General features: G+C 60.8%; 13 protein-coding genes. 10 read left to right on the top strand and 3 right to left on the bottom strand.

The features are described from left to right. The first annotated feature begins 3 nt into the window (after positions 1 to 3). The 3 genes from BUE39_RS07655 (at position 4) to catC (ending at position 2530) form a co-directional block, all read left to right on the top strand. The gene (locus tag BUE39_RS07655) at positions 4 to 927 is read left to right on the top strand and encodes a LysR family transcriptional regulator (protein WP_073428038.1); all 924 of its coding nucleotides are present in this window, start codon (positions 4 to 6) and stop codon (positions 925 to 927) included. Between the two features lie 105 nt (positions 928 to 1032). Beyond that, the gene (locus tag BUE39_RS07650; RefSeq protein WP_073428037.1) at positions 1033 to 2160 is read left to right on the top strand and encodes a muconate/chloromuconate family cycloisomerase; all 1128 of its coding nucleotides are present in this window, start codon (positions 1033 to 1035) and stop codon (positions 2158 to 2160) included. Between the two features lie 91 nt (positions 2161 to 2251). Further along, the gene (catC, locus tag BUE39_RS07645) at positions 2252 to 2530 is read left to right on the top strand and encodes a muconolactone Delta-isomerase (RefSeq protein WP_073428036.1); all 279 of its coding nucleotides are present in this window, start codon (positions 2252 to 2254) and stop codon (positions 2528 to 2530) included. Positions 2531 to 2850: 320 nt separating this feature from the next. Here the strand turns inward: catC and BUE39_RS07635 are convergent, their stop codons facing one another. Beyond that, the gene (locus BUE39_RS07635) at positions 2851 to 3468 is read right to left on the bottom strand and encodes a TetR/AcrR family transcriptional regulator (RefSeq protein WP_073428035.1); all 618 of its coding nucleotides are present in this window, start codon (positions 3466 to 3468) and stop codon (positions 2851 to 2853) included. A gap of 201 nt (positions 3469 to 3669) precedes the next feature. Then, positions 3670 to 5130, bottom strand: a complete 1461-nt coding sequence (locus BUE39_RS07630) for an efflux transporter outer membrane subunit (protein WP_073428034.1) — start codon at positions 5128 to 5130, stop codon at positions 3670 to 3672. A 94-nt stretch (positions 5131 to 5224) separates the two neighbouring features. Here BUE39_RS07630 and BUE39_RS07625 point away from each other — a divergent pair, with 94 nt between their 5' ends. The 3 genes from BUE39_RS07625 (at position 5225) to BUE39_RS07615 (ending at position 10174) form a co-directional block, all read left to right on the top strand. Further along, complete coding sequence (locus tag BUE39_RS07625) at positions 5225 to 5842, top strand: TetR/AcrR family transcriptional regulator (protein ID WP_073428033.1); 618 nt, start codon at positions 5225 to 5227, stop codon at positions 5840 to 5842. Positions 5843 to 5924: 82 nt separating this feature from the next. Next, positions 5925 to 7040 (top strand): efflux RND transporter periplasmic adaptor subunit, encoded by a 1116-nt coding sequence (locus tag BUE39_RS07620; protein WP_073428032.1) that lies wholly within the window; start codon positions 5925 to 5927, stop codon positions 7038 to 7040. Continuing rightward, positions 7037 to 10174: an efflux RND transporter permease subunit gene (locus BUE39_RS07615; protein WP_073428031.1), complete on the top strand. Its 3138-nt coding sequence runs from the start codon at positions 7037 to 7039 to the stop codon at positions 10172 to 10174. The genes BUE39_RS07620 and BUE39_RS07615 overlap by 4 nt, the downstream gene beginning before the upstream one ends. Positions 10175 to 10227: 53 nt before the next feature. Here BUE39_RS07615 and BUE39_RS07610 read toward each other — a convergent pair whose 3' ends face one another. Further along, a complete protein-coding gene (locus tag BUE39_RS07610; protein WP_073428030.1) occupies positions 10228 to 11157 on the bottom strand; it encodes a LysR family transcriptional regulator in 930 nt (309 codons plus the stop codon). Positions 11158 to 11370: 213 nt separating this feature from the next. Here BUE39_RS07610 and BUE39_RS07605 point away from each other — a divergent pair, with 213 nt between their 5' ends. From BUE39_RS07605 to BUE39_RS07585, 4 genes are all read left to right on the top strand, one after another. After that, positions 11371 to 12780 (top strand): MFS transporter, encoded by a 1410-nt coding sequence (locus BUE39_RS07605; RefSeq protein ID WP_073428029.1) that lies wholly within the window; start codon positions 11371 to 11373, stop codon positions 12778 to 12780. Then, positions 12777 to 13307 (top strand): GAF domain-containing protein, encoded by a 531-nt coding sequence (locus tag BUE39_RS07600; RefSeq protein ID WP_073428028.1) that lies wholly within the window; start codon positions 12777 to 12779, stop codon positions 13305 to 13307. Before BUE39_RS07605 ends, BUE39_RS07600 begins: the two co-directional genes overlap by 4 nt. 12 nt (positions 13308 to 13319) lie before the next feature. Continuing rightward, positions 13320 to 15140 carry a CocE/NonD family hydrolase gene (locus tag BUE39_RS07595; protein ID WP_073428027.1) on the top strand — a complete coding sequence of 607 codons (1821 nt, stop codon included), beginning with the start codon at positions 13320 to 13322 and terminating at the stop codon, positions 15138 to 15140. A gap of 941 nt (positions 15141 to 16081) precedes the next feature. Next, a complete protein-coding gene (locus tag BUE39_RS07585) occupies positions 16082 to 20170 on the top strand; it encodes a P-loop NTPase family protein (RefSeq protein ID WP_084561375.1) in 4089 nt (1362 codons plus the stop codon). The last annotated feature ends 68 nt before the right edge of the window (positions 20171 to 20238 follow it).

Below are 20238 nucleotides of genomic sequence, written 5' to 3'. Positions count from 1 at the left end.
GAAATGGAACTGCGGCATCTTCGCTATTTCGTCGCCGTGGCCGAGGAACGCAATTTCACGCGCGCGGCACAGCGGCTGAACATGGCCCAACCGCCTTTGAGCCGTCAGATCCAGCAGCTCGAAGAGATTCTCGAAGTGCAGCTATTCCAGCGCGACTCGCGTCCGCTGAAGCTCACCGAGACGGGCAAGTTCTTCTACGCTCATGCCGTGCAGTTGCTGGCCCAAACGTCCGAACTCGAATCGATGACGCGGCGCGTGGGCAACATCGAGCGCAGTCTCTCCGTCGGTTTCGTGGGTTCGACGTTGTACGGAATGCTGCCAAAAATCATCCGGCGCTTCCGCGATGAGAACACGACAGTCGAACTCAGCCTCCATGAGATGTCGACGATGGACCAGATCCGAGCGCTGAAGGACGGTCGGATCGACGTCGGGTTCGGCCGTATCCGGCACGAGGACGCACACATCCGCCGGGTGATTCTGCGCGAGGAGAAGATGATCGTTGCCCTACCCGAGGGGCACTCGCTGTCGCTAGCCAAGCCCGTCCTTGCGCTCGGCGACCTGGTCAACGAGACCTTGATTATTTTCCCCAAGGCGCCGCGCCCCAGTTATGCGGACCAGGTGCTCTCGGCATTCGAGGACCGCGGCCTCAAGCCTCGGCGGATATATGAAGTACGAGAGTTGCAGATCGCGCTGGGCCTCGTGGCGGCGGGGGAAGGAATTTCTGTCGTTCCGAGTAGCGTGTACGGTTTGAAGCGGGACGATGTGAGCTACAAGGAACTCGACGACCCGACTCTGGTTTCGCCGATCATCATGAGCATGCGTGCGCTCGACGAGTCGCGGGACATTCGGGAAATGCTTGAACTCATCTATCGGCTGTACGAGGAGGAGCAGATCGACCACGCACCTCGCAACGATCCTGAGCGGTGATATTCGCCATACCCACTGGGTATGGCACTAGACGTCAACGGTGTTGGACATCGGGTAATTGGGCACGCAATACTTCAGCAAGCCCTCCACTCCAACATTCCAGGTATGAACGCTCAAATCACCTCCGTCGAAGCGATTCTGGTTGATCTTCCAACCATTCGCGCGCATCAGCTAGCCATGGCGACGATGCAGCAACAAACCCTGGTGATCGTCCGTCTGCGCTCGAGCGACGGCATCGAGGGTCTTGGCGAAGCCACGACGATCGGCGGTCTGTCGTACGGCGACGAGAGTCCCGAAGGCATCAAGCTGACCATCGATACTTATCTCGCACCTGCAATCGTTGGGCAAGACGCGACCAACATCAACGGCGCCATGCTCAAGCTGAACAAGATTGCGCGCGGTAACCGGTTTGCCAAGTGCGCCATTGAAACGGCTTTGCTGGATGCTCAGGGCAAGCGCCTGGGCGTGCCGGTTTCAACGCTTCTTGGCGGCGCGGTCCGCAAGACGCTTCCGGTCCTGTGGACGCTCGCAAGCGGCGATACCCAACGCGACATCGATGAAGCGGAAACGCTGCTTGCGGAACGTCGCCACCATACTTTCAAGCTGAAGATCGGGCGGCGCAGCGTTCGCGATGACGTCGCGCACGTGTCGAGAATCAAGGCCGCGCTCGGCGACCGTGCCAAGGTCACCGTCGACGTGAATCAGGCCTGGAACGAGGTTGACGCGGCGCTGGGAATCGAAGCGCTTGAAGCCGCCGGCATCGACCTCATCGAGCAACCTACTCCGCGAGAGCAACGCGCAGCGCTCGCGAGACTCGCATCGCGTTTCATCGTGCCCATCATGGCCGACGAAGCAGTAACCGGCCCGGAGGACGCCCTCGAACTCGTGCGCGGTGCGTGTGCGGACGTGTTTGCATTGAAGATCGCGAAGTCCGGTGGAATTTACGGAATGATGCGTACCGCCGCCATTGCGGATGCCGCTGGCGTGTCGCTGTACGGCGGCACGATGCTCGAGGGCAGCATTGGCTCGATAGCTTCGGCGCACGGATTCAGCGCTCTTGCGCAGCTTGCGTGGGGTACCGAGCTGTTCGGACCGCTGCTGTTGAAAGACGACATCGTTACTGCGCGACCGCAATATCGGGACTTCGATCTTCACATGCCAGAGGGTCCCGGCCTCGGCCTCCACATCGATGAAGACAAGCTCGCCTTCTACCGTCGCGACAAAGGAATCTGAGCACGCGCCGTTCAACCTAGAAGCCATTACTCCGACCGTCTCTTGTCAGTCCGGCTGGCTGGCTGGAACGTCGCATTTCAGGAAGGGAATCATGCTTTACCTCGTCAGGATGGACGTACATCTGCCGCACGACATGCCCGCGGCTCAGGCCGATGAAATCAAGGCTCGTGAGAAGGCTTACTCGCAAGAACTGCAACGGCAAGGAAAGTGGCGGCAACTGCATCGCGTGGTGGGTGAGTATGCGAACTACAGCGTCTTCGATGTTGAATCACATGACGAACTTCACGCTATTCTTTCGGGTCTGCCGCTGTTTCCGTTTATGACGATGAAGGTGACTGCGCTTGCTCATCATCCGTCGTCTATTTGTTGATGCGCTGCGGTGCTGGAACTCATGTCGATGCAACATGATTTCGAACTCCGGGCCTACGAAGTCCGGCATGTTAAAAAGCGCTTCATGGGTGAATCCACCTTCATTTCTCGAAAGCACGGCATCAAGCGTTTCAAAAAAACTCTCCTCCCCTCGTACCACTCTGCACGAAGGCATTCTGGTTCTAAAAGAACGTGCAGAAGGTTCTCTAGGCCACTAACTTCTTCCGATACGCGCTGGAACCGCTTTGCTACGCCTGCGGGTCAAGGCGGGTCTCGATATAAGCAATTCCCGCACACCCAAAAAGTCCGCGATGAATATTTCTATTGCGGTTTCAAACCGAAGATTTCTGCAAAGACATTGCACAGCACCGCTTCGGCCGAAGCGGTCGGCAGTTCGTTGGGCATCGTCATGTTGAAATAGAGGATGCCGTCCATCAACGCGATGGCGGCGAGCGCGTAGTCGGTGCAAGGACCTGGCGATTGCATATTGACGCGTTTGCGCACATGTTCGATGAAGGACGCGACCATATCGCGCTTTTCCAGGCACAGGGCGTTCATGCGTTGCCGGAATTTCGCGTCACGCATGGCGTGCAGACGCGCCTCTGCCCAGATGATGTAGTTGCCCTCGTCACGATAACGCTGTGCGTATAACAAGGTGAGCTGCTTTTGCAGCCCGTCGCTGCGCGGGTCTGCATCCAGCAGCTTGCGCAAGTTTTCCTGCACGTTCTGATGATCGCGCCGGAGCAGTTCGAGGAACAGGTCGTTCTTGCTGTCGAAGTTCGAATAGAACGCGCCGCGGGTGTAGCCGGCGTGGGCGGCGATGTCCTCCACGCTGGTCGCAGCGAGCCCTTTTCCTGCAATGCGCAGGGCCGCTGCGTCGAGCAGGCGCGAGCGAGTCTGTTCGCGGGCTTCATCCCGGCTTAATCGTTGACGTAGCATGCGGCAAGGTATCGAGTCATTGCGTTATCAGCCCGGTGCGGCGCCTGGCGCAGACGGAACGATGCGTTCCGGCGCGCGACGGCAAGCAACAGCAGGCACCTTTCGACAGACGGGCGAAACAGAGCCCCCGGCAACGGCCATCGAATCACGGAGACGGCAAAATTCCATGCCCTCCCTGGGCGCTACAAGCGCGTACGGTTGCTACCTGATTGCGACTGCTTCCAGGTCGCCGGCTTGCCAACCTCCCCCGAGTGCCTTGAACGCAGCGACCGCTGCACGTGCTGATTCGGTTTGCGCCTGCGCGCGCTCATCCGACGCACGGAGCAGGTTTTCGTCGGCCTGCAGGACTTCGATCAGACTGACGACACCTTTTTGATAAGCTGCAAACGAGGCCGCTCGCGCGCGGCCGAGCGAGTCCACTCCCTGGGTGAGCACGGCAGCCTGTTCCTCGCGCTTGACCAGGGCCGAGAAGGCGTTCTCCACGTCCTCGGTTGCATGTAGTGCAGCAAGCCGATACGCGGCCAGCATCTCGGCCTCCTGGCCCTTGGCCTGATCGATCTGCGCATTGATCCGGCCGAAGTCGAACAGACGCCAGCGCAGCCCCAGCACGCCGGCCGCCTGGTTGGCGCCGCTTGAAAACAGATTGCCGCTGGCCACTGATGTCGCGCTGCCGATCAGTCCACTGAGCGAGAGCTTGGGGTAGTACTCGGCGATGGCGACACCAATGCGCGCATTCGATGCGGCGAGGCGCCGCTCAGCCACGATCAGGTCGGGCCGACGCCTGAGCAGTTCCCCCGGCGATCCGGTGGCCGCCATCCGCGGGGCGGCCGGGATGTCGCCAGCTTCGACCAGCTCTGCGCGATGCGTGCCGGGCTGCGCACCCAGCATCACGTCCAATGCGTTCATCGCCGCGTCCAGGCCCGTCTCGAGAACGGGGACGGAGGCCCGGACCTGGGCAAGCGCTCCCTCGGCTTGCCTCACCTGAAGCTCGGCCGCCAGGCCCTTGCCATACAGAAGGTTGATCGTCGAGAGCAGATCCTGCTGGGTCCGCACCTGCCGCCGGGCAACGTCCAGACGGGCTTGCAAGCCACGGATGCTGATGTAGGTGTCGGCGGTCTGTGCCGCCACAGCCAGGCGCGTGGCCGCTGCGCCCGCTTCCGAAGCCTGGTACTCGCCGAGCGCCGCTTCCCGTCCACGACGCAGCCCTCCGAACACATCCAGTTCCCAGCTCGCGCCAAGATTGGCTTCGTAAGCGTTGCCGTAGCGGTCGAAGCCCGGCGTCGAGTTCAAGACCCGCCCCAGCGGCGTTTCAACGGATTGGTAGGCTCGGGCGGCCTGGCCGCTGAGATTGCCGGAAGGCAGCAACGCGGCATTCGCCGCCCCAAGTCCCGCACGCGCTTGCGCGACGCGAGCGGATGCCTGCACGAGATCGAGATTCTGCTCCAGCGCCAGCGCGACGAATCGTGTCAGTTGCGGATCGCTGAACCCCGTCCACCATGTCACGAGGTCGGCGCTGGCCGTCGCCTGCCGCTGCTCGACCGTGGCCTGTCCCAGGAACCGCTCGGGCATGGGTACGTTTGGCCGGGTGTAATCCGGACCGACGGCGCAGCCTGCCGAGAGGCTGGCGACGATGAGCATGGCAAGGGTGCGTTTTGGCAGCATGGGTTTCTTCCGGCGAGGAGAACAAGTGATTGTGACTATAATACACATTAGTCACTTGTTGTCGATTCCTGAGAGCGGCGGTAAGCTGCGAACCATGAAAAGTGCAATCACCTATCCCGTTTCCGCCCGCGGCCCCGCCGACCACGACGTGCGCGATCAGATCGTGGCGGCGGCCACCGAGCACTTCAGCCGCTTTGGCTACGAGAAGACAACCGTCTCCGACCTTGCCAAGGCCATCGGCTTTTCGAAGGCCTACATCTACAAGTTCTTCGAGTCCAAGCAGGCGATTGGCGAGATGATCTGCGCGAACTGTCTGCGCGAGATCGAAAGCGAGGTCAAAGCGGCCGTTGACGAGGCCGACCGGCCGCCGGAAAAGCTGCGGCGCATGTTCAAGTCGATCGTCGAGGCCAGCCTTCGCCTGTTCTCGCAGGACCGCAAGCTTTACGAAATTGCCGCGTCGGCCGCCACGGAGCACTGGCAGGCGACGCTCGCCTATGAAGAGCGCATCCAGAAGCTGCTGCAGGACATCCTGAAGGAAGGCCGGCAGAGCGGGGACTTCGAGCGCAAGACGCCGCTCGACGAGACCGCGATGGCGATCTACCTGGTCATGCGCCCCTACCTCAACCCGCTCATCCTGCAACACAGCTTCGATTACACGGTGGAGGCGCCGGCGCAGTTGGCAAGCCTGGTGCTCCGCAGCCTGTCACCCTGAAGCAAAGCTTTTGGTGACTGTTGACTATATTAGTCACCAGAACCATAATGAAAGCCGTCATCACTTCGTCGATGGGACTTTCATGCTCTCGCGCCGCCTCGCCACCTGCACCGTCGTGTGTTCCTTGCCATTCGCGCTAGGCGCTTGCGGCGCAAAAGCACCCTCCGATCCGCGCACCGAGGCGCCGATGGTGCGTGTCGCCATTGTCCAGAGCGCGACGCCAGCGTCGCGTTCGTTCACGGGAACCGTAGCCGCCCGGGTGCAGAGCGACCTCGGGTTTCGCGTCGCTGGGAAGGTGCTCGAGCGGCTTGTGGATACGGGGCAAGCCGTCAAGCGCGGCCAGCCGCTCATGCGCATCGACCCCGCCGATCTGAAGCTCGCTGCGCTGGCTCAGCAGGAGGCGGTTGCGGCCGCGCGGGCGCGGGCCCAGCAGACGGCGGAGGATGAAGCCCGCTATCGCGACCTGCGCGGCACCGGCGCGATCTCGGCTTCGGCCTACGACCAGGTCAAGGCGGCGGCGGACGCGGCCAAAGCCCAGCTCAGCGCAGCCGCGGCCCAGGCCGACGTCGCCCGGAATGCGAGCCGCTATGCGGAGCTCGTAGCCGATGGCGATGGCGTCGTCATGGAAACGCTGGTCGAGCCCGGCCAGGTCGTCAACGCGGGGCAGATCGTGGTACGCCTCGCCCATGCCGGGCGCCGTGAGGCCGTTATCCAGTTGCCCGAAACCCTGCGCCCCGCGGCCGGTTCGATCGCGCAAGCCACGCTGTTCGGCAAGGAAGGCGTCAGCGTTCCGGCCACGCTGCGGCAGCTCTCGGATGTGGCGGATCGCCTGACCCGCACGTTCGAGGCGCGGTATGTGCTGGACGGAGAGTTCGCCAACGCACCGTTGGGCACTACGGTCACGATCCGGATTCCGGATGGACATGCCTCCGCGCAAGGCGGCTTGCAAGTGCCGATCGGCGCCCTGTCCGACGCGGGCAAGGGACCGGGGGTGTGGGTCATCAACGGCGAGCCGGCAAAGGTTGGCTGGCGGCCGGTTGCGATCCAGCATCTCGACGACGATGGCGCACGCGTCGCCGGCCAGCTCAGCCAGGGCGACCGGGTCGTCGCGCTCGGCGCGCATCTGCTGCGCGACGGCGAGCAGGTCCGGGTGGCAGGCCAAGCCGCCGCCGCTACGACCGAGGGAGCCCGTCCGTGAGCGAAGGTCGTTTCAACCTGTCGGCGCTCGCCGTACGCGAGCGCTCCATCACCCTGTTCCTCATCTGCCTGATCTCGCTCGCGGGGCTCGTCTCGTTCTTCAAGCTGGGCCGGGCGGAAGATCCCGCCTTCACGGTCAAGGTGATGACCATCATCACCGCCTGGCCTGGGGCCACCGCGCAGGAAATGCAGGATCAGGTCGCCGAAAAGATCGAAAAGCGCATGCAGGAACTGCGCTGGTATGAACGCACGGAAACCTACACGAGACCTGGCCTCGCCTTCACGACCTTGACGTTGCTCGACAGTACACCGCCTTCGGACGTGCAGGAGCAGTTCTATCAGGCCCGCAAGAAGGTCGGCGACGAGGCGGCCAACCTTCCGCCTGGCGTCATCGGGCCGATGGTCAATGACGAATACGCGGACGTCACTTTTGCGCTGTTTGCGCTCAAGGCCAAGGGCGAACCGCAGCGCCTGCTGGTACGCGACGCGGAGACGCTGCGCCAGCGGTTGCTGCACGTGCCCGGCGTGAAGAAGGTGAACATCATTGGCGAGCAGGCGGAGCGGATCTATGTCGAGTTTTCGCATGACCGTCTCGCAACGCTGGGCGTCAGCCCGCAGGACGTATTTGCCGCGCTCAACGGTCAGAATGTGCTGACGCCGGCCGGCTCCGTGGAGACCAGGGGCCCTGAGGTACTGGTTCGCGTGGACGGTGCCTTCGACGAAATGCAGAAGATCCGCGACACGCCGGTGGTGGCGCAGGGTCGCACGCTGAAGCTGTCGGACATTGCCACCGTCGAGCGGGGCTATGAAGATCCGGCGACGTTCATGATCCGTAACGGCGGGGAACCCGCGCTGCTGCTGGGCATTGTCATGCGCGACGGTTGGAACGGGCTTGATCTCGGCAAGGCGCTCGACGGCGAGGTCGGGGCGATCAACGCCGAACTGCCGCTGGGCATGGGCCTGACCAAGGTCACGGACCAGGCGGTCAACATCAGCTCGGCGGTCGATGAGTTCATGGTCAAGTTCTTCGCCGCCCTGCTGGTGGTCATGCTGGTCAGCTTCGTGAGCATGGGCTGGCGCGTGGGCCTCGTGGTCGCCGCGGCCGTGCCGCTGACACTCGCGGTGGTCTTCGTGGTGATGGCCGCGACCGGAAAGAACTTCGACCGCATCACCCTGGGGTCGTTGATCCTGGCGCTGGGCCTGCTGGTGGACGACGCCATCATCGCCATCGAAATGATGGTGATAAAGATGGAAGAGGGTTACAGCCGACTCGCTGCCTCCGCTTACGCCTGGAGCCATACCGCTGCACCCATGCTGTCGGGCACGCTGGTCACGGCGGTCGGCTTCATGCCCAATGGCTTCGCCCGATCCAGCGCGGGCGAATACACCAGCAACATGTTCTGGATCGTCGGCATCGCACTGATCGCGTCGTGGGTGGTCGCGGTGGTTTTCACGCCGTACCTGGGCGTCAAGATGCTGCCCGACTTCAAGAAGGTCAAAGGCGGGCACGGCGCGATCTACGACACGCCGCGCTATAACCGCTTCCGTCGACTGCTGAGGGGCGTCATCGGGCGCAAATGGCTGGTCGCCGGTTCGGTGGTGGCGCTCTTTGTCGCCGCCATACTCGGTATGTCGGTGGTCAAGAAGCAGTTCTTCCCGATCTCCGACCGTCCCGAAGTACTGGTCGAGGTGCAGATGCCCTATGGCACGTCCATCGCCCAAACCAGCGCCGCCACGGCGAAGGTGGAAGCCTGGCTGGCCGGACAGAAGGAAGCCCGGATCGTCACCGCCTACGTCGGCCAGGGCGCGCCGCGCTTCTATCTGGCGATGGGACCGGAACTGCCCGATCCGTCGTTTGCCAAGATCGTGGTACGCACGGACAGCCAGGATGAGCGCGACGCATTGAAGCAGCGACTACGCCAGGCGATCGCCGACGGTCTCGCGTCCGAGGCGCGCGTACGCGTCACACAACTCGTATTCGGCCCGTATTCGCCGTTCCCGGTCGCCTATCGGGTCACGGGTCCGGACCCGGACAAGCTACGCGGTATCGCGGCCAGGGTTCAACAGGTGATGGAGGCCAGTCCGATGATGCGGACGGTCAACGCCGACTGGGGCACGCGCACGCCCACGCTGCACTTCACCTTGCAGCAGGACCGGTTGCAGGCGGTGGGCCTGAGCTCCAGCGCGGTCGCGCAACAACTGCAATTCCTTCTGACCGGCGCCCCCGTCACGACCGTGCGCGAGGACATCCGAACGGTGCAGGTCATGGCGCGTTCGGCCGGCGATGTCCGTCTCGATCCGGCCAGGATCGGCGACTTTACGCTGGCTGGCGCCAACGGCCAGCGCATCCCGCTGTCACAGGTCGGCAAGGTCGAGGTCCGCATGGAGGAGCCGATCATGCGCCGGCGCGACCGGATGCCGACGATCACCGTGCGGGGCGATATCGCCGATGGCTTGCAGCCGCCGGATGTATCGACGGCGCTCACGAAGCAGCTTCAGCCGATCATGGACAAGCTGCCGGGCGGCTACCGCATCGAGGAGGCGGGTTCCATCGAGGAATCGGGCAAGGCGACGGTCGCCATGCTGCCGCTCTTCCCCATCATGCTGGCGATCACTCTGCTTATCATCATCTTCCAGGTGCGCTCGATTTCCGCGATGGTCATGGTGTTCCTGACCAGTCCATTGGGACTGATCGGCGTGGTGCCCACCCTGATTCTTTTCCGGCAACCCTTCGGCATCAATGCGCTGGTCGGCCTCATTGCGCTATCGGGAATCCTGATGCGCAACACGTTGATACTGATCGGTCAGATCCATCAGAACGAACAGGCGGGCCTGGGTCCGTTCGACGCACTCGTTGAAGCAACCGTGCAGCGTGCCAGGCCGGTGATCCTGACCGCGCTGGCGGCGATCCTGGCATTCATCCCGCTGACCCATTCCGTGTTCTGGGGAACCCTCGCTTACACGCTGATCGGCGGCACTTTCGCAGGGACGATCCTGACCCTCGTGTTCCTGCCGGCCATGTATTCCATCTGGTTCAAGATCAGGCCCGGCAATACAGCCGGTCGGAAAGAACGGCAGGATCAGGCACAGCCTGCGGAACAGATGCTGGAGGATCCGGCCGCCGCTTCGAGATAAGAACCGCTCATGCCATGCATGCTGTGGGACAGGCAGGAGTCGACGATTTTCTGCTAGATGAACTCGAAGTCGGACGCCGGCACTCCAATTTCGGGCAGACGGTCCCTTGCTGTCCGCACTACCGCTTCGGCCAGCCGACGGGCGGCGAACGAGCGACTTTTACCGACCGGATAAAGAAATCCATAATCAAGCGGAATCTTCACCGAAAGTCGCTTCATCGCGAGGCCGCTCGCTCCACTCGAAAGCGCGACGAACGGGTCGGCCAGAGCGACGCCGAGACCTTGCGCCGCTAGTTCGCAGGCAATGAGTCCGTTGGTCGCCTCGAAGCGGATGTCGGGCTTCCTCTTTTCCTCGCGAAACATCCGGTCCAGACTCTGGCGCAACAACGACCTGGAATGCGTCGCCACCAGTGCCGTGTCGTACAGATGCTTTGGCTGAATGACCTTCAGCCTGGTCAGGGGATGCGTCGCGGCCATGACCACGACCACGGATGTCCGCAAAAATGGTTCGGACTCGACCGCCGGGCTGTCCAGGGGAAGTATCCCAACGCCAATGTCGAACTGCTCCTGCGTAATCCACGTTTCGATATCGAGCCGCACGCGAGACGCAACCTCGGCTGTCAGGTTCGGTATCTCCCGCGCCACCGACGACAACGCTGGCGCGACCAACGCTTTTGTCACGTGCGGGGCCGTGAGGATGCGCACGTGGTCAGAAGAACCGGAGCGAATCTGCTCCGCCGAGCGACTGAGCGACTGCAGTTCGCCCATGACCCGGTCCACTTCCTTGTAGAACCGCCATCCCTCCGGTGTTGCGCGCAGCCTTTTTCCGGAGCGGCTGAAAAGCGCGAAGCCGAGCGATTCCTCGAGCGACGTCAGCAGCCTGCCCACCTGGGGCTGCGTTCGACCCAGCCGGTCTGCAGCCAGCGTCACCGACCCGCACTCGATGAACGCCCTGAAGGCTTCCAGTTCCTTCACGTTGAGCACGCGGCTCTCCTTAAACTATTTTCGCATGACCACAATTGTTTTTCGCATTTGACGCATATTAGCCGACCTCGTTTAATGACATCAAGCGCGCAGAGACCAGTGCCGTGCGACACGTCGGAAGCTCTTTCTTCCTGGAGAAGGCCGGGTTTCCGCTTTGGAATTTCTTTCGGACCCGGCGCACCCGGAGATTCGAGCAGTACCTGGAGATGAGGCATGTCCAACGTCGCAGCGCGACTCGAGCGTTTACCATTCTGCGGCTTTCACAAAAAGCTGCTTTTCATGGGAGGACTCGGCTATACCTTTGATGCGATGGACTCGTCATCAATGGCGTTCGTTCTTCCTGCCATTAGCAAGGCATGGTCGCTATCGTCCTTCCAGACCGGGCTGATTGCCAGCAGTACGTACACGGGCTTCTTCTTCGGCGCGCTGCTGGCGGGGCTGTGCGGTGACCTGCTCGGCAGACGGTTTGTGATGATGACCGCGCTCGTCATCTTCTGCGTTGCGTCGCTAATAAGTTCGCAGGTGGACCACTGGCAGGCGTTCTACGCGATCCGGATTTTTGCGGGCTTCGGTGCTGGCGCCGAAAGCGCTATCGTTGCGCCGTTTCTTTCCGAATTCGTCGCCCGCAAGTATCGCGGCGCGTTCACCGGGGCGCTCGCCGGATTTTTTGCCATTGGATATGTCATTTCGGCAATTCTGGGCAACCTGATAATCCCTCACATGGAGAATGGCTGGCGCGTGGTCGTTGTCATTACCTCGCTGCCTATCTTCATTCTGCTGTGGTGGCGCCGCGCGCTTCCCGAATCGCCCCGGTGGCTCGAGAGCCGCGGTCGGCTCCAGGAAGCGAACGCCACTCTCGACAGGATTGAGGCGCAGGTGCTGAAAGAGGGGCGCTCGTTCGAGCCGGTGCCCGAATCCATCCTCAAGCCGGCAGCCCCCACGGTCCAGGCATCGTTCTTTGGCAACCTCGCAGCAATCTGGTCCAGGAAGCTTCGGCGCACGACCGCAATGTCGTGGACGATGTGGTTTGCCATCGCCTTCAGTTACTACGCTTTCTTCACCTGGATTCCCAGCCTGCTGGTCCAGCACGGCATGACGATTACCAGAAGCTTCGGATTCTCGCTGCTGATGTATATCGCCCAGATTCCAGGCTACCTGTCGGCCGCATATCTCAACGAACGCTTTGGCAGACAGGCCACGATTGCGGGGTACATGGTCCTCGGCGGCGTCTCTGCCGTTGGGATGGCATTTGCCAACGCCCCCTGGCAGATTGCCTGCGCGGGTATCTGTCTATCGTTCTTTATGAACGGCACGTTCGGCGGTATCTATGCCTACACGCCGGAGATTTTCCCGACCTATCTTCGGGCAACCGGCGTGGGTACGTCATCGTCTTTCGGGCGCATTGGCGCCATCATCTCACCCATCATGGTCGGGATGATGTATCCGGTACTCGGATTCGCCGGCGTGTTCGGTGTCACGACCTGCGTACTGCTCGTTGGAGCGCTAACCGTGCTGGTGTTCGGTGTTCCAACGCGAGGCCTGGCACTTGAAGAAATCTCCCACGGGGATGGCACTCCGGCACCGGGCGGGTTGCTCGCAGACGTGCGCCGAGGCGACGCATGACGCCGGAAAAACTACTCGCGGAACTGGCGGGTATTGCGTCGGCTCACGCATGCGTCGAACAACCGCGCGCCACCCTGCAAGCGCTTGACAGCGCGGTGAACAGCCTCGTTGGCCGGAAGCTTCTGACAGTCCTGACAGTCAACGAACGACGCGGCACGGTCACGCGGGCATTCAGCAATATGGGCGACAGATATCCGGTCGGAGGGCACAAGTCCATCGCGCAGGCGCCTCGACTGCGTGCCGTCCTTGGCACCGGTGAGCCGTTCGTTGGCAGGTCGAGGAACGACATTCTCGCGAACTATCCCGACGCGGACACCATCTTCGCCGCTGGGTGCGGAAGCATCCTGAATTTCCCGGTACGTTGGCGGCAACAGGTCGTAGCGACCGTGAACCTTCTCCATGACGAAGGATTCTACGACGACCATCACGTCGACCTGGTCCGTTGCCTGGCTCATGCCGCTCTTCCGGCGTTGCTGCTTGACACACCCAACTGTCCGGACAACGTCAATAACACTCGTACCTTCTAACAGGAAACCGACATGTCTGACCGCGACGACAAGGGCACAGCATGGGTGGTGCCGCCGAGCCAGTATCTGGCGTCACGCCCTGAGATATTCGACCTTCCGGCTGCGCCGCTGTCGCAATACATCACGATGCGTGACGGCTGCCGGCTGGCAGCGGACATCTATGTGCCACAAGGCGAACACGCTGCAGAACGATTCCCCGCCCTCCTTATCTTTACGCCTTACTACCGGCGATTCGCGACTCATGGCGATGTCGCGGAAGCTGCGCCCGCCGCAGCCCGATACCGTGACTTCTTTGTTCCGCGAGGCTATGTCGTGGTCGTGGTCGACGTCCGTGGCACAGGCGCCAGTTTTGGTACGCGCGATGCCCTGCGCTCCCCAACTGAGCGGGATGACTACAGAGAGGTCGCGGAATGGGCGATTGGACAGCAGTGGTCCGATGGGGTGCTCGGCTCGACTGGCATCTCGTACGTCGGCGCTGCTGCCTGTTTCCTGGCAAGTACCGGTCATCCGGCCGTGAAGGCGATTGCGCCGCTATTCGCTGTGTCCGACATCTATAGTGAGCAGCTCTATCCAGGTGGTCTGCTCTCGAAGGTCTGGACCGGCGCCTATGACCGCCTGATGCTTGCCATGGACCACGACCGGCGCGACCTGCTTGGCGCATTTTCGTACTACGCAGACCCCGGCCTGCGAGGGCCACATCCCGTGGACGTGGATATTGACCGGTCCCTGCTCGCTGCGGCGATTGGCGAGCATTCGAACAATTTCAGTCTGCACGATGCGGCGGCTGAATTTACGTTCCGCGACGAGGGAATGCTGCACGACCCATTATTCAATCTTGCCGTGTGCAGCCCGTATCACTACCTCGACCAGGTGCCGCAGGATGTTCCCATCTACTCGGTATCGGGATGGTTCGATGGCGCCGGATACAGCAATGGAGCGATTACCCGGTTTCTGACCAGACACAACACGCGTGACAGGCTTCTGCTTGGAGCGTGGGACCACGGAGCCCGGACGAACGTCTCCCCGTGGCGTGAGGAGGCCGCGCCTCAATACAACCTGCTGGCCGAATTGCTTCGCTTCTTCGATGAACATCTCGCCGGCAGGGATACGGGTCTCAGCCGGGAAGCGCCTGTGCACTACTTCAACATCCACGCAGAGAAGTGGGAAAGCGCTCCAACCTGGCCGCCAACTGAACACACAATCACGCTTTTCCCGACCGCGGGCAGACTTCTCACCAGCGCGCCGGCCGAAGAGAGCGTCGACACGTATCAGGTCGACTTCTCTACAACTACGGGCGCAAACACCCGCTACGAGCGCCTGGGCGCGGCGGGAATTGTTGACTACTACCCGGACTGGAGTGAGCACTGCTCCCGGATGTTGAACTACGATACCGCAGTGCTCGACGAGCCCCTTTCCATAATTGGGCACGCCGTAGCGAAGCTGAGAATGGCTATCAATGAAGGCGATGCGTCCATATTCGTGTATCTCTCCGAGGTCGCCGGGGACGGTTCGGTTTACTACATCACCGAAGGCATGCTGAGAGCGATTCACAGAAAGGTCGCTCCTGCGCCAGCGAATTACCTCACGACGTGGCCGTTCCGGACGCATCACCGTCGGGACTCCGCGCCTGTCGAAAAGAACGTGGTCGACGACTACGTCGTGCCGTTACTGCCTGTTGCGTGGACACTGGCGAAAGGTAGTCGTTTGCGCGTCTCCGTGGCGGGAGCTGACGCCGGCCATTTCGTGCAGACGCCGTACGGCCGGCCACCTCGATTCAGACTCATCACAGGCTCGGGCGGAACGTCAATCGAGGTTTCGACAAAGGCAGAGTGACTGTCCAAGATTTCGTCCGCCCCCCGCAATTCATTGCGGTAGTTGACCCTTACATCCGCGGGTATAACACCAAGAGGATCAAGGTCTCGCCTGACTCACTCGGCCAGCTCGAATACCGGGAGAGTCTCGGAATTGCGGCACAAAATCAGTTCAGGATTTTTGCCGCACCCCATCAATCGCCGCGCCCGGTGTCGGGATACGCCACAAGACTCCATATCGATAGGACAAGGATGGCGATTGGCGAAATATTCGAGAAACACAGCCGTTTGACAGGCTTGTTCACGATCTCGCCGGTTTCTGGAGCGACCCGGTGCACCCGCATTACGTTTGTTGCGATGTCCACTCACCCACGATCGTATGCGTCATGATGGATCCTCCGGCTAAGTAGGCCAATGGTCACCGATTTCTATTCGGTAGCCATCGCTGGCCACCGATGTACCGCTGACGCTGCATGTAGCGATGGTGGGGGCGTTCATATCATTCACTTTGCTCTTGGGATGTGGCCTTTAAGCGCGGCCGGCGATGGTGGTCAAGGAATATTGCGGGCGATGTATGCCGACGGCATCGGGTGGCAGGCGGCCAACTGTGGTCATTCGCCCATGGACCAATGCCGACGTTCGAGCGTCCCTTCTACCTAAACAATGGTCATTTGTGGGCTGCCTGCAGGCGTTGCCTCGTCAGCTATCTTGGCCGTTCGTAACAGAGGGTCTGTCGTGAAGAGGGTCCGCTATGCCATCCAACTTGCTTATATCGAAGGGGCACAAGGCGCGAAAAGCGCCCGATCCAGCGAAAGCCCAATGCCTCGTCGATCACCCCAATCGATCCGCCAGAGGAACTTCTTGGCCCGGTGCTAAACTCAAAAACATTGACCATCGCATATTCGCCGTCCGGCCGAACCGCAACGGTCGTGCCGACTGAGTGAAATAGCAACGATGAACAAAATGAACTTTTCACTGCTGGAAATGACGGGTTGGTGCCGCATCGGCGATGCTGCCCGGCAGGCTGTCGATTCACTTCGCGGGTATGCCTATCAGGTAACGGCAGCGGCACTCGCTTGGCTCGACCTCGTTGAAGGTGGCCGGCTCTATCTGGAAGTAGCGGAAGATTACGCGGTCGTCGTCCATCAAGCGATCGAAGCCGTACAGGTCAAAGATACGGAAGCCTCGGGGACTGTCACGCTCAATACCGGTAGCGTTCGGGACGCGGTTTCGGATTTCGTGTCGTTGACAGCCGGCAATCCTAATGTGGATGTGCAGCTTCGGTATTTCACGACTTCTGAGATTGGGACGGAAAGAGCGGTAGACGAGCGTCCGGGTGGGATGGCCGGTCTTGCGTATTGGCGCAATGCGGCCACCGGTGCTGATGTTGGGCCGCTTCGCTCGATATTGGAAAGCGACAAGTTCTCGGCGGCGGTCCAGAAATTCGTGAAGGACCGGGAGGACGAGGCTCTTCGCAGCGATATGCTCCGCAAAATCCATTGGGATTGTGGCAAGCCCGACCTCGCTTCGCTTCGCAAGGAATTCGAGCTAAGGCTGGTTGTGGTCGGACGCGATGTCTTCGGCCTTGCTGCGCCCGAGGCGACGCGCATTGCGGACGTGCTGATCTACCGAGTGCTTGAGAAAAGCATTGCCAAAAATTCGACCGACCGCGTCCTAACGCGAGCAGACCTTTATCTCGCCGTCGACCAAGCTACTCGGATTTTTGTTCCCCGAGCAATGGCCGACATGCTGGCTTTGATTTCGTCCGGCCTAACAACTTCTGCATTGGCAGGCCTTGGCGCAAGTCTACCTGTCGCCGTCGCGGAGCCAGGTTGGCTCGTCGCCGGCAACGCGTTACCGCTGGCCAGGGACATGGTGCCGCGCACGGCAATCGAGGCTGACATTGCCGACCGGCTGCGTCGGCTCGGTACTAGCATTGTCACTGGTGCGAGCGGTCTCGGTAAGTCCTCGGTGGCACGCGCGGTTGCGAGAAAGTTGGCAAATGAGTTCGTAATAGTCGATTTTCGAAACAGCGACTCCGAGGAAACGCGTAGCCGCCTCGATGCAATGGTCTCGCGAATCGGCGGTCTCACCTCGTCGATTGTCATCTTCGAAGATCTGAATCATTTTAACGACCCACTTGTCGCGCCGTCGATGGCGCGGGTCTTGGAGGCGCTGCGCCGGCGCGATCGCGCAGCGATCGTCACGTGCTATCTTCCACCCACGGCGAGAGCGCTCTCAACCGCTGGCCTCAATGTGGGCTGCAGAGTCGAGTGTCGGTATTTCACAGAAGGTGAAGCAGCGGAACTGGTGACGGTTCACGGTGGCGATCCTAAGGTTTGGGGGCGCCTTTCTTATGTCACCGGAGCTTTCGGGCATCCGCAATTGGTGCATGCATTCATTTCGGGAATGGCCGCGCGCGGTTGGCCCCGCAGCGAGGTCATGGACATCGTCGGCGCTGGACTTTCAACCGGAGATATCGACGCGGAGCGGGAAGCAGCGCGGCGCACGCTTGTTTCTGTGCTTCCCGAGAACACGCGCAATTTGCTCTATCGCCTTAGTTTGACCATCGGCCGTTTTGATCGAGCAATGGCACTGACCGTTGCCAACGCACCGCCCCCCCTCGCACGCGCCGGTGAATGCATAGATGCTCTGATCGGGCCATGGTTGGAAACGGTGGGCCGCGACAGCTATCGTGTTTCTCCGCTGGCGGCTCGGTCCGGCCAAGGGATGATGTCGTCCGCCGAGCAAGCCAGTATCCATAGTGCGATCGCAACGCAGTTCATGGCGAGCGGCACGATCAACGGCGATGACGTCGATGTCATCATACTGCACGCGATGCTTGGCAAGAACGAGCGAGTCTTGTTCGTGCTCGCCCACAGCATTTTGATGTCGGACGAACGCACCATTGGGCTTCTCGCTGATAACCTCACGACGTTCAAGCTACTTCGTACCGACACGCCGATCTATCCGGACAATCTTCGTGTATCGGGAATGCTGCGGATCGCGCAATTCAAGATTCTGGTCGCAGCGGAGGAGACCGACAAGATCGCGGAATGCGTACATGCCTTGTTTAGCGAGACGGAGCAACAGCCGGATGGCGAAATGCGTCACGCCTTCCGCGCGATGTCCTTCGCGGTTGTTCTTGGCACGATGGGCATCGCCAATTATCTCGACAACTGGCTTGACCTTCTCCAGCAATTTCAAGCGATCACGGAAGCAGATGAATTTCTGAGCGGTCTTCAGAACAATTTTGAAGCAAAAGGTCAGCAATCTTCAAACCTGTTTGGACTGCTCTTTGCCATCGGCAGCGCAAGCCCGTCTACCGTCGCGAAACTTGAAAGTGTGATCAACCAGTTGGACGAGGTTGAGCCAGCCCGACGCACCCTTTATCTCAACGCCATTGGCGAAGTCGCGCCCGATTACTCCGTGTTTATTAATAGTGCCTGGACTGTGGAGTGCCGGCACGACGCTTTGAATGCTACCGACGCGGCCGAGTGCTATCGCCGTATGGCGATCAAGACCGTCCCTTGGGCCACACGGCCGATTACGATCCAGTGCTGGGTCGCGCAATCTGTCATGCTCGACGAATATGCCAACGATCGCGAAGGTGCGTTGAAGGTGCTGGACGAAGCCGTCGAAGCATTCGGCGATGATGTCTTGCTATCCCGCGCTCGCGCTAAGGTCTACTGGCGCGCACAAGATCACGAACGGGCCTTAGCAATCTTGCGTGACATCGCAGACGAGGTTGGCCGTGACAATCATGTCGAACGCGCTTTCGCTCTGCGAGAAGCGGCGATCAGCGCCGCGAAGTGCAGCGAGTGGGCGCAAGCGGAAAAGTGGTTCTTGGAAAGTAAGGAAGCTGCAGCACAGTGTCAACTTCCCGACATGACAGTCATGTCAGTCGGTCTTGGCGCAGATGCCGCCGTGGCCGCTCTTCAAATCGAACAGATCAAGCGTGCACTAACCGGCTTGCGTGACGCGCTGACAGCGCTTGTGGGTATTGACCCTGCTTCGTCGCTTCGCGCCGCGTATTGTCACCACGTGGTTCGCCACACGGTGCTGTGGGCGCAGGCGCGCATTGACAGAAATAAGGTCAAGATCGACGGAGAGCCTATTGCGATCGCGCCAGGCTGTTGCAGCAACCATGAACCGCAAAAGGCTGTCACCGAGCGCCCGCTCGGTCCGCTTGACCTTGCTTGGTACATGCTTGCCGGATGCGAAGTGACGAGCGGCGAGAACGCGGGCATAGCCGACAATTTATATAATCGACTCACGGGTGGTCCGATCCCCGTAATGGAAGTCGATCTTCGCGCGAGGAGCGTGACGCGCGACATCACGGATTTGAACGCGGTTGGTTTTGCACGCCACCTGTGGAGTTACGTTGAGGCGATTGCGCATCTGTCCCAGCAGGCACAACGGATGAGGGCAACATTCGATATTCTAGAGCCGGCGCGAGGAGCCATTCCGCCGGTGCCTCGTACTGACCTTTCCGCTCCTCTTGTTTCCGCCATCACCAGTGATGCCGTGTTTGCATATCTCATTGCCGCTGCTTGCAAGCATTCGGCAGAGGTACTTTCGGACCTTGGTGCGACGCTAAAGGCTGAGTTCGGCGGCGATGTCGCTGGCGCCGCACTTGCTCGCGCGAATACGACGCTCCAATTGCCGGCGGCATCGTCATTCGAAGATGCTTTGATCGATTCCGTCAGATCGTTTAGGAGCGACACGCATCCGACACCACAGGCTTACGGCTTGGCGGTAATACGATTTGTGCTGCAAGCGAGCCGATCAAACTTTAAGAGTTACCTCATTGCGGTCATTGCCTCATGGCAACGCAAAGCGTGGAAACGGATCGTCGGATCGGAGACGTTCAGGCTGTCACGGCCTCAGACGACGGTGCCAGCAATTGAGGCCGCTCTGGCCATAGCTGATGACGACGAGCGCTTCCTCTGCATTCTTTGTCCTACCGTTGCGAGTGCTATCGGGGTGACGTTGTCGCCGGAAATACATGCAGAGTTCGCTAAGCTGGCAGCGATCCCTTCAGTTGCATAACACTCGTCATCGAAACAGCAGTCATCACACGCCTTTCAGTCGCCTGCGTTTGCTCATTTCGGATCGAA

The sequence above is a fragment of the Paraburkholderia terricola genome (genome assembly GCF_900142195.1).
GTDB lineage: Bacteria > Pseudomonadota > Gammaproteobacteria > Burkholderiales > Burkholderiaceae > Paraburkholderia > Paraburkholderia terricola.
This window is presented reverse-complemented; position numbering and strand designations above follow the sequence as displayed.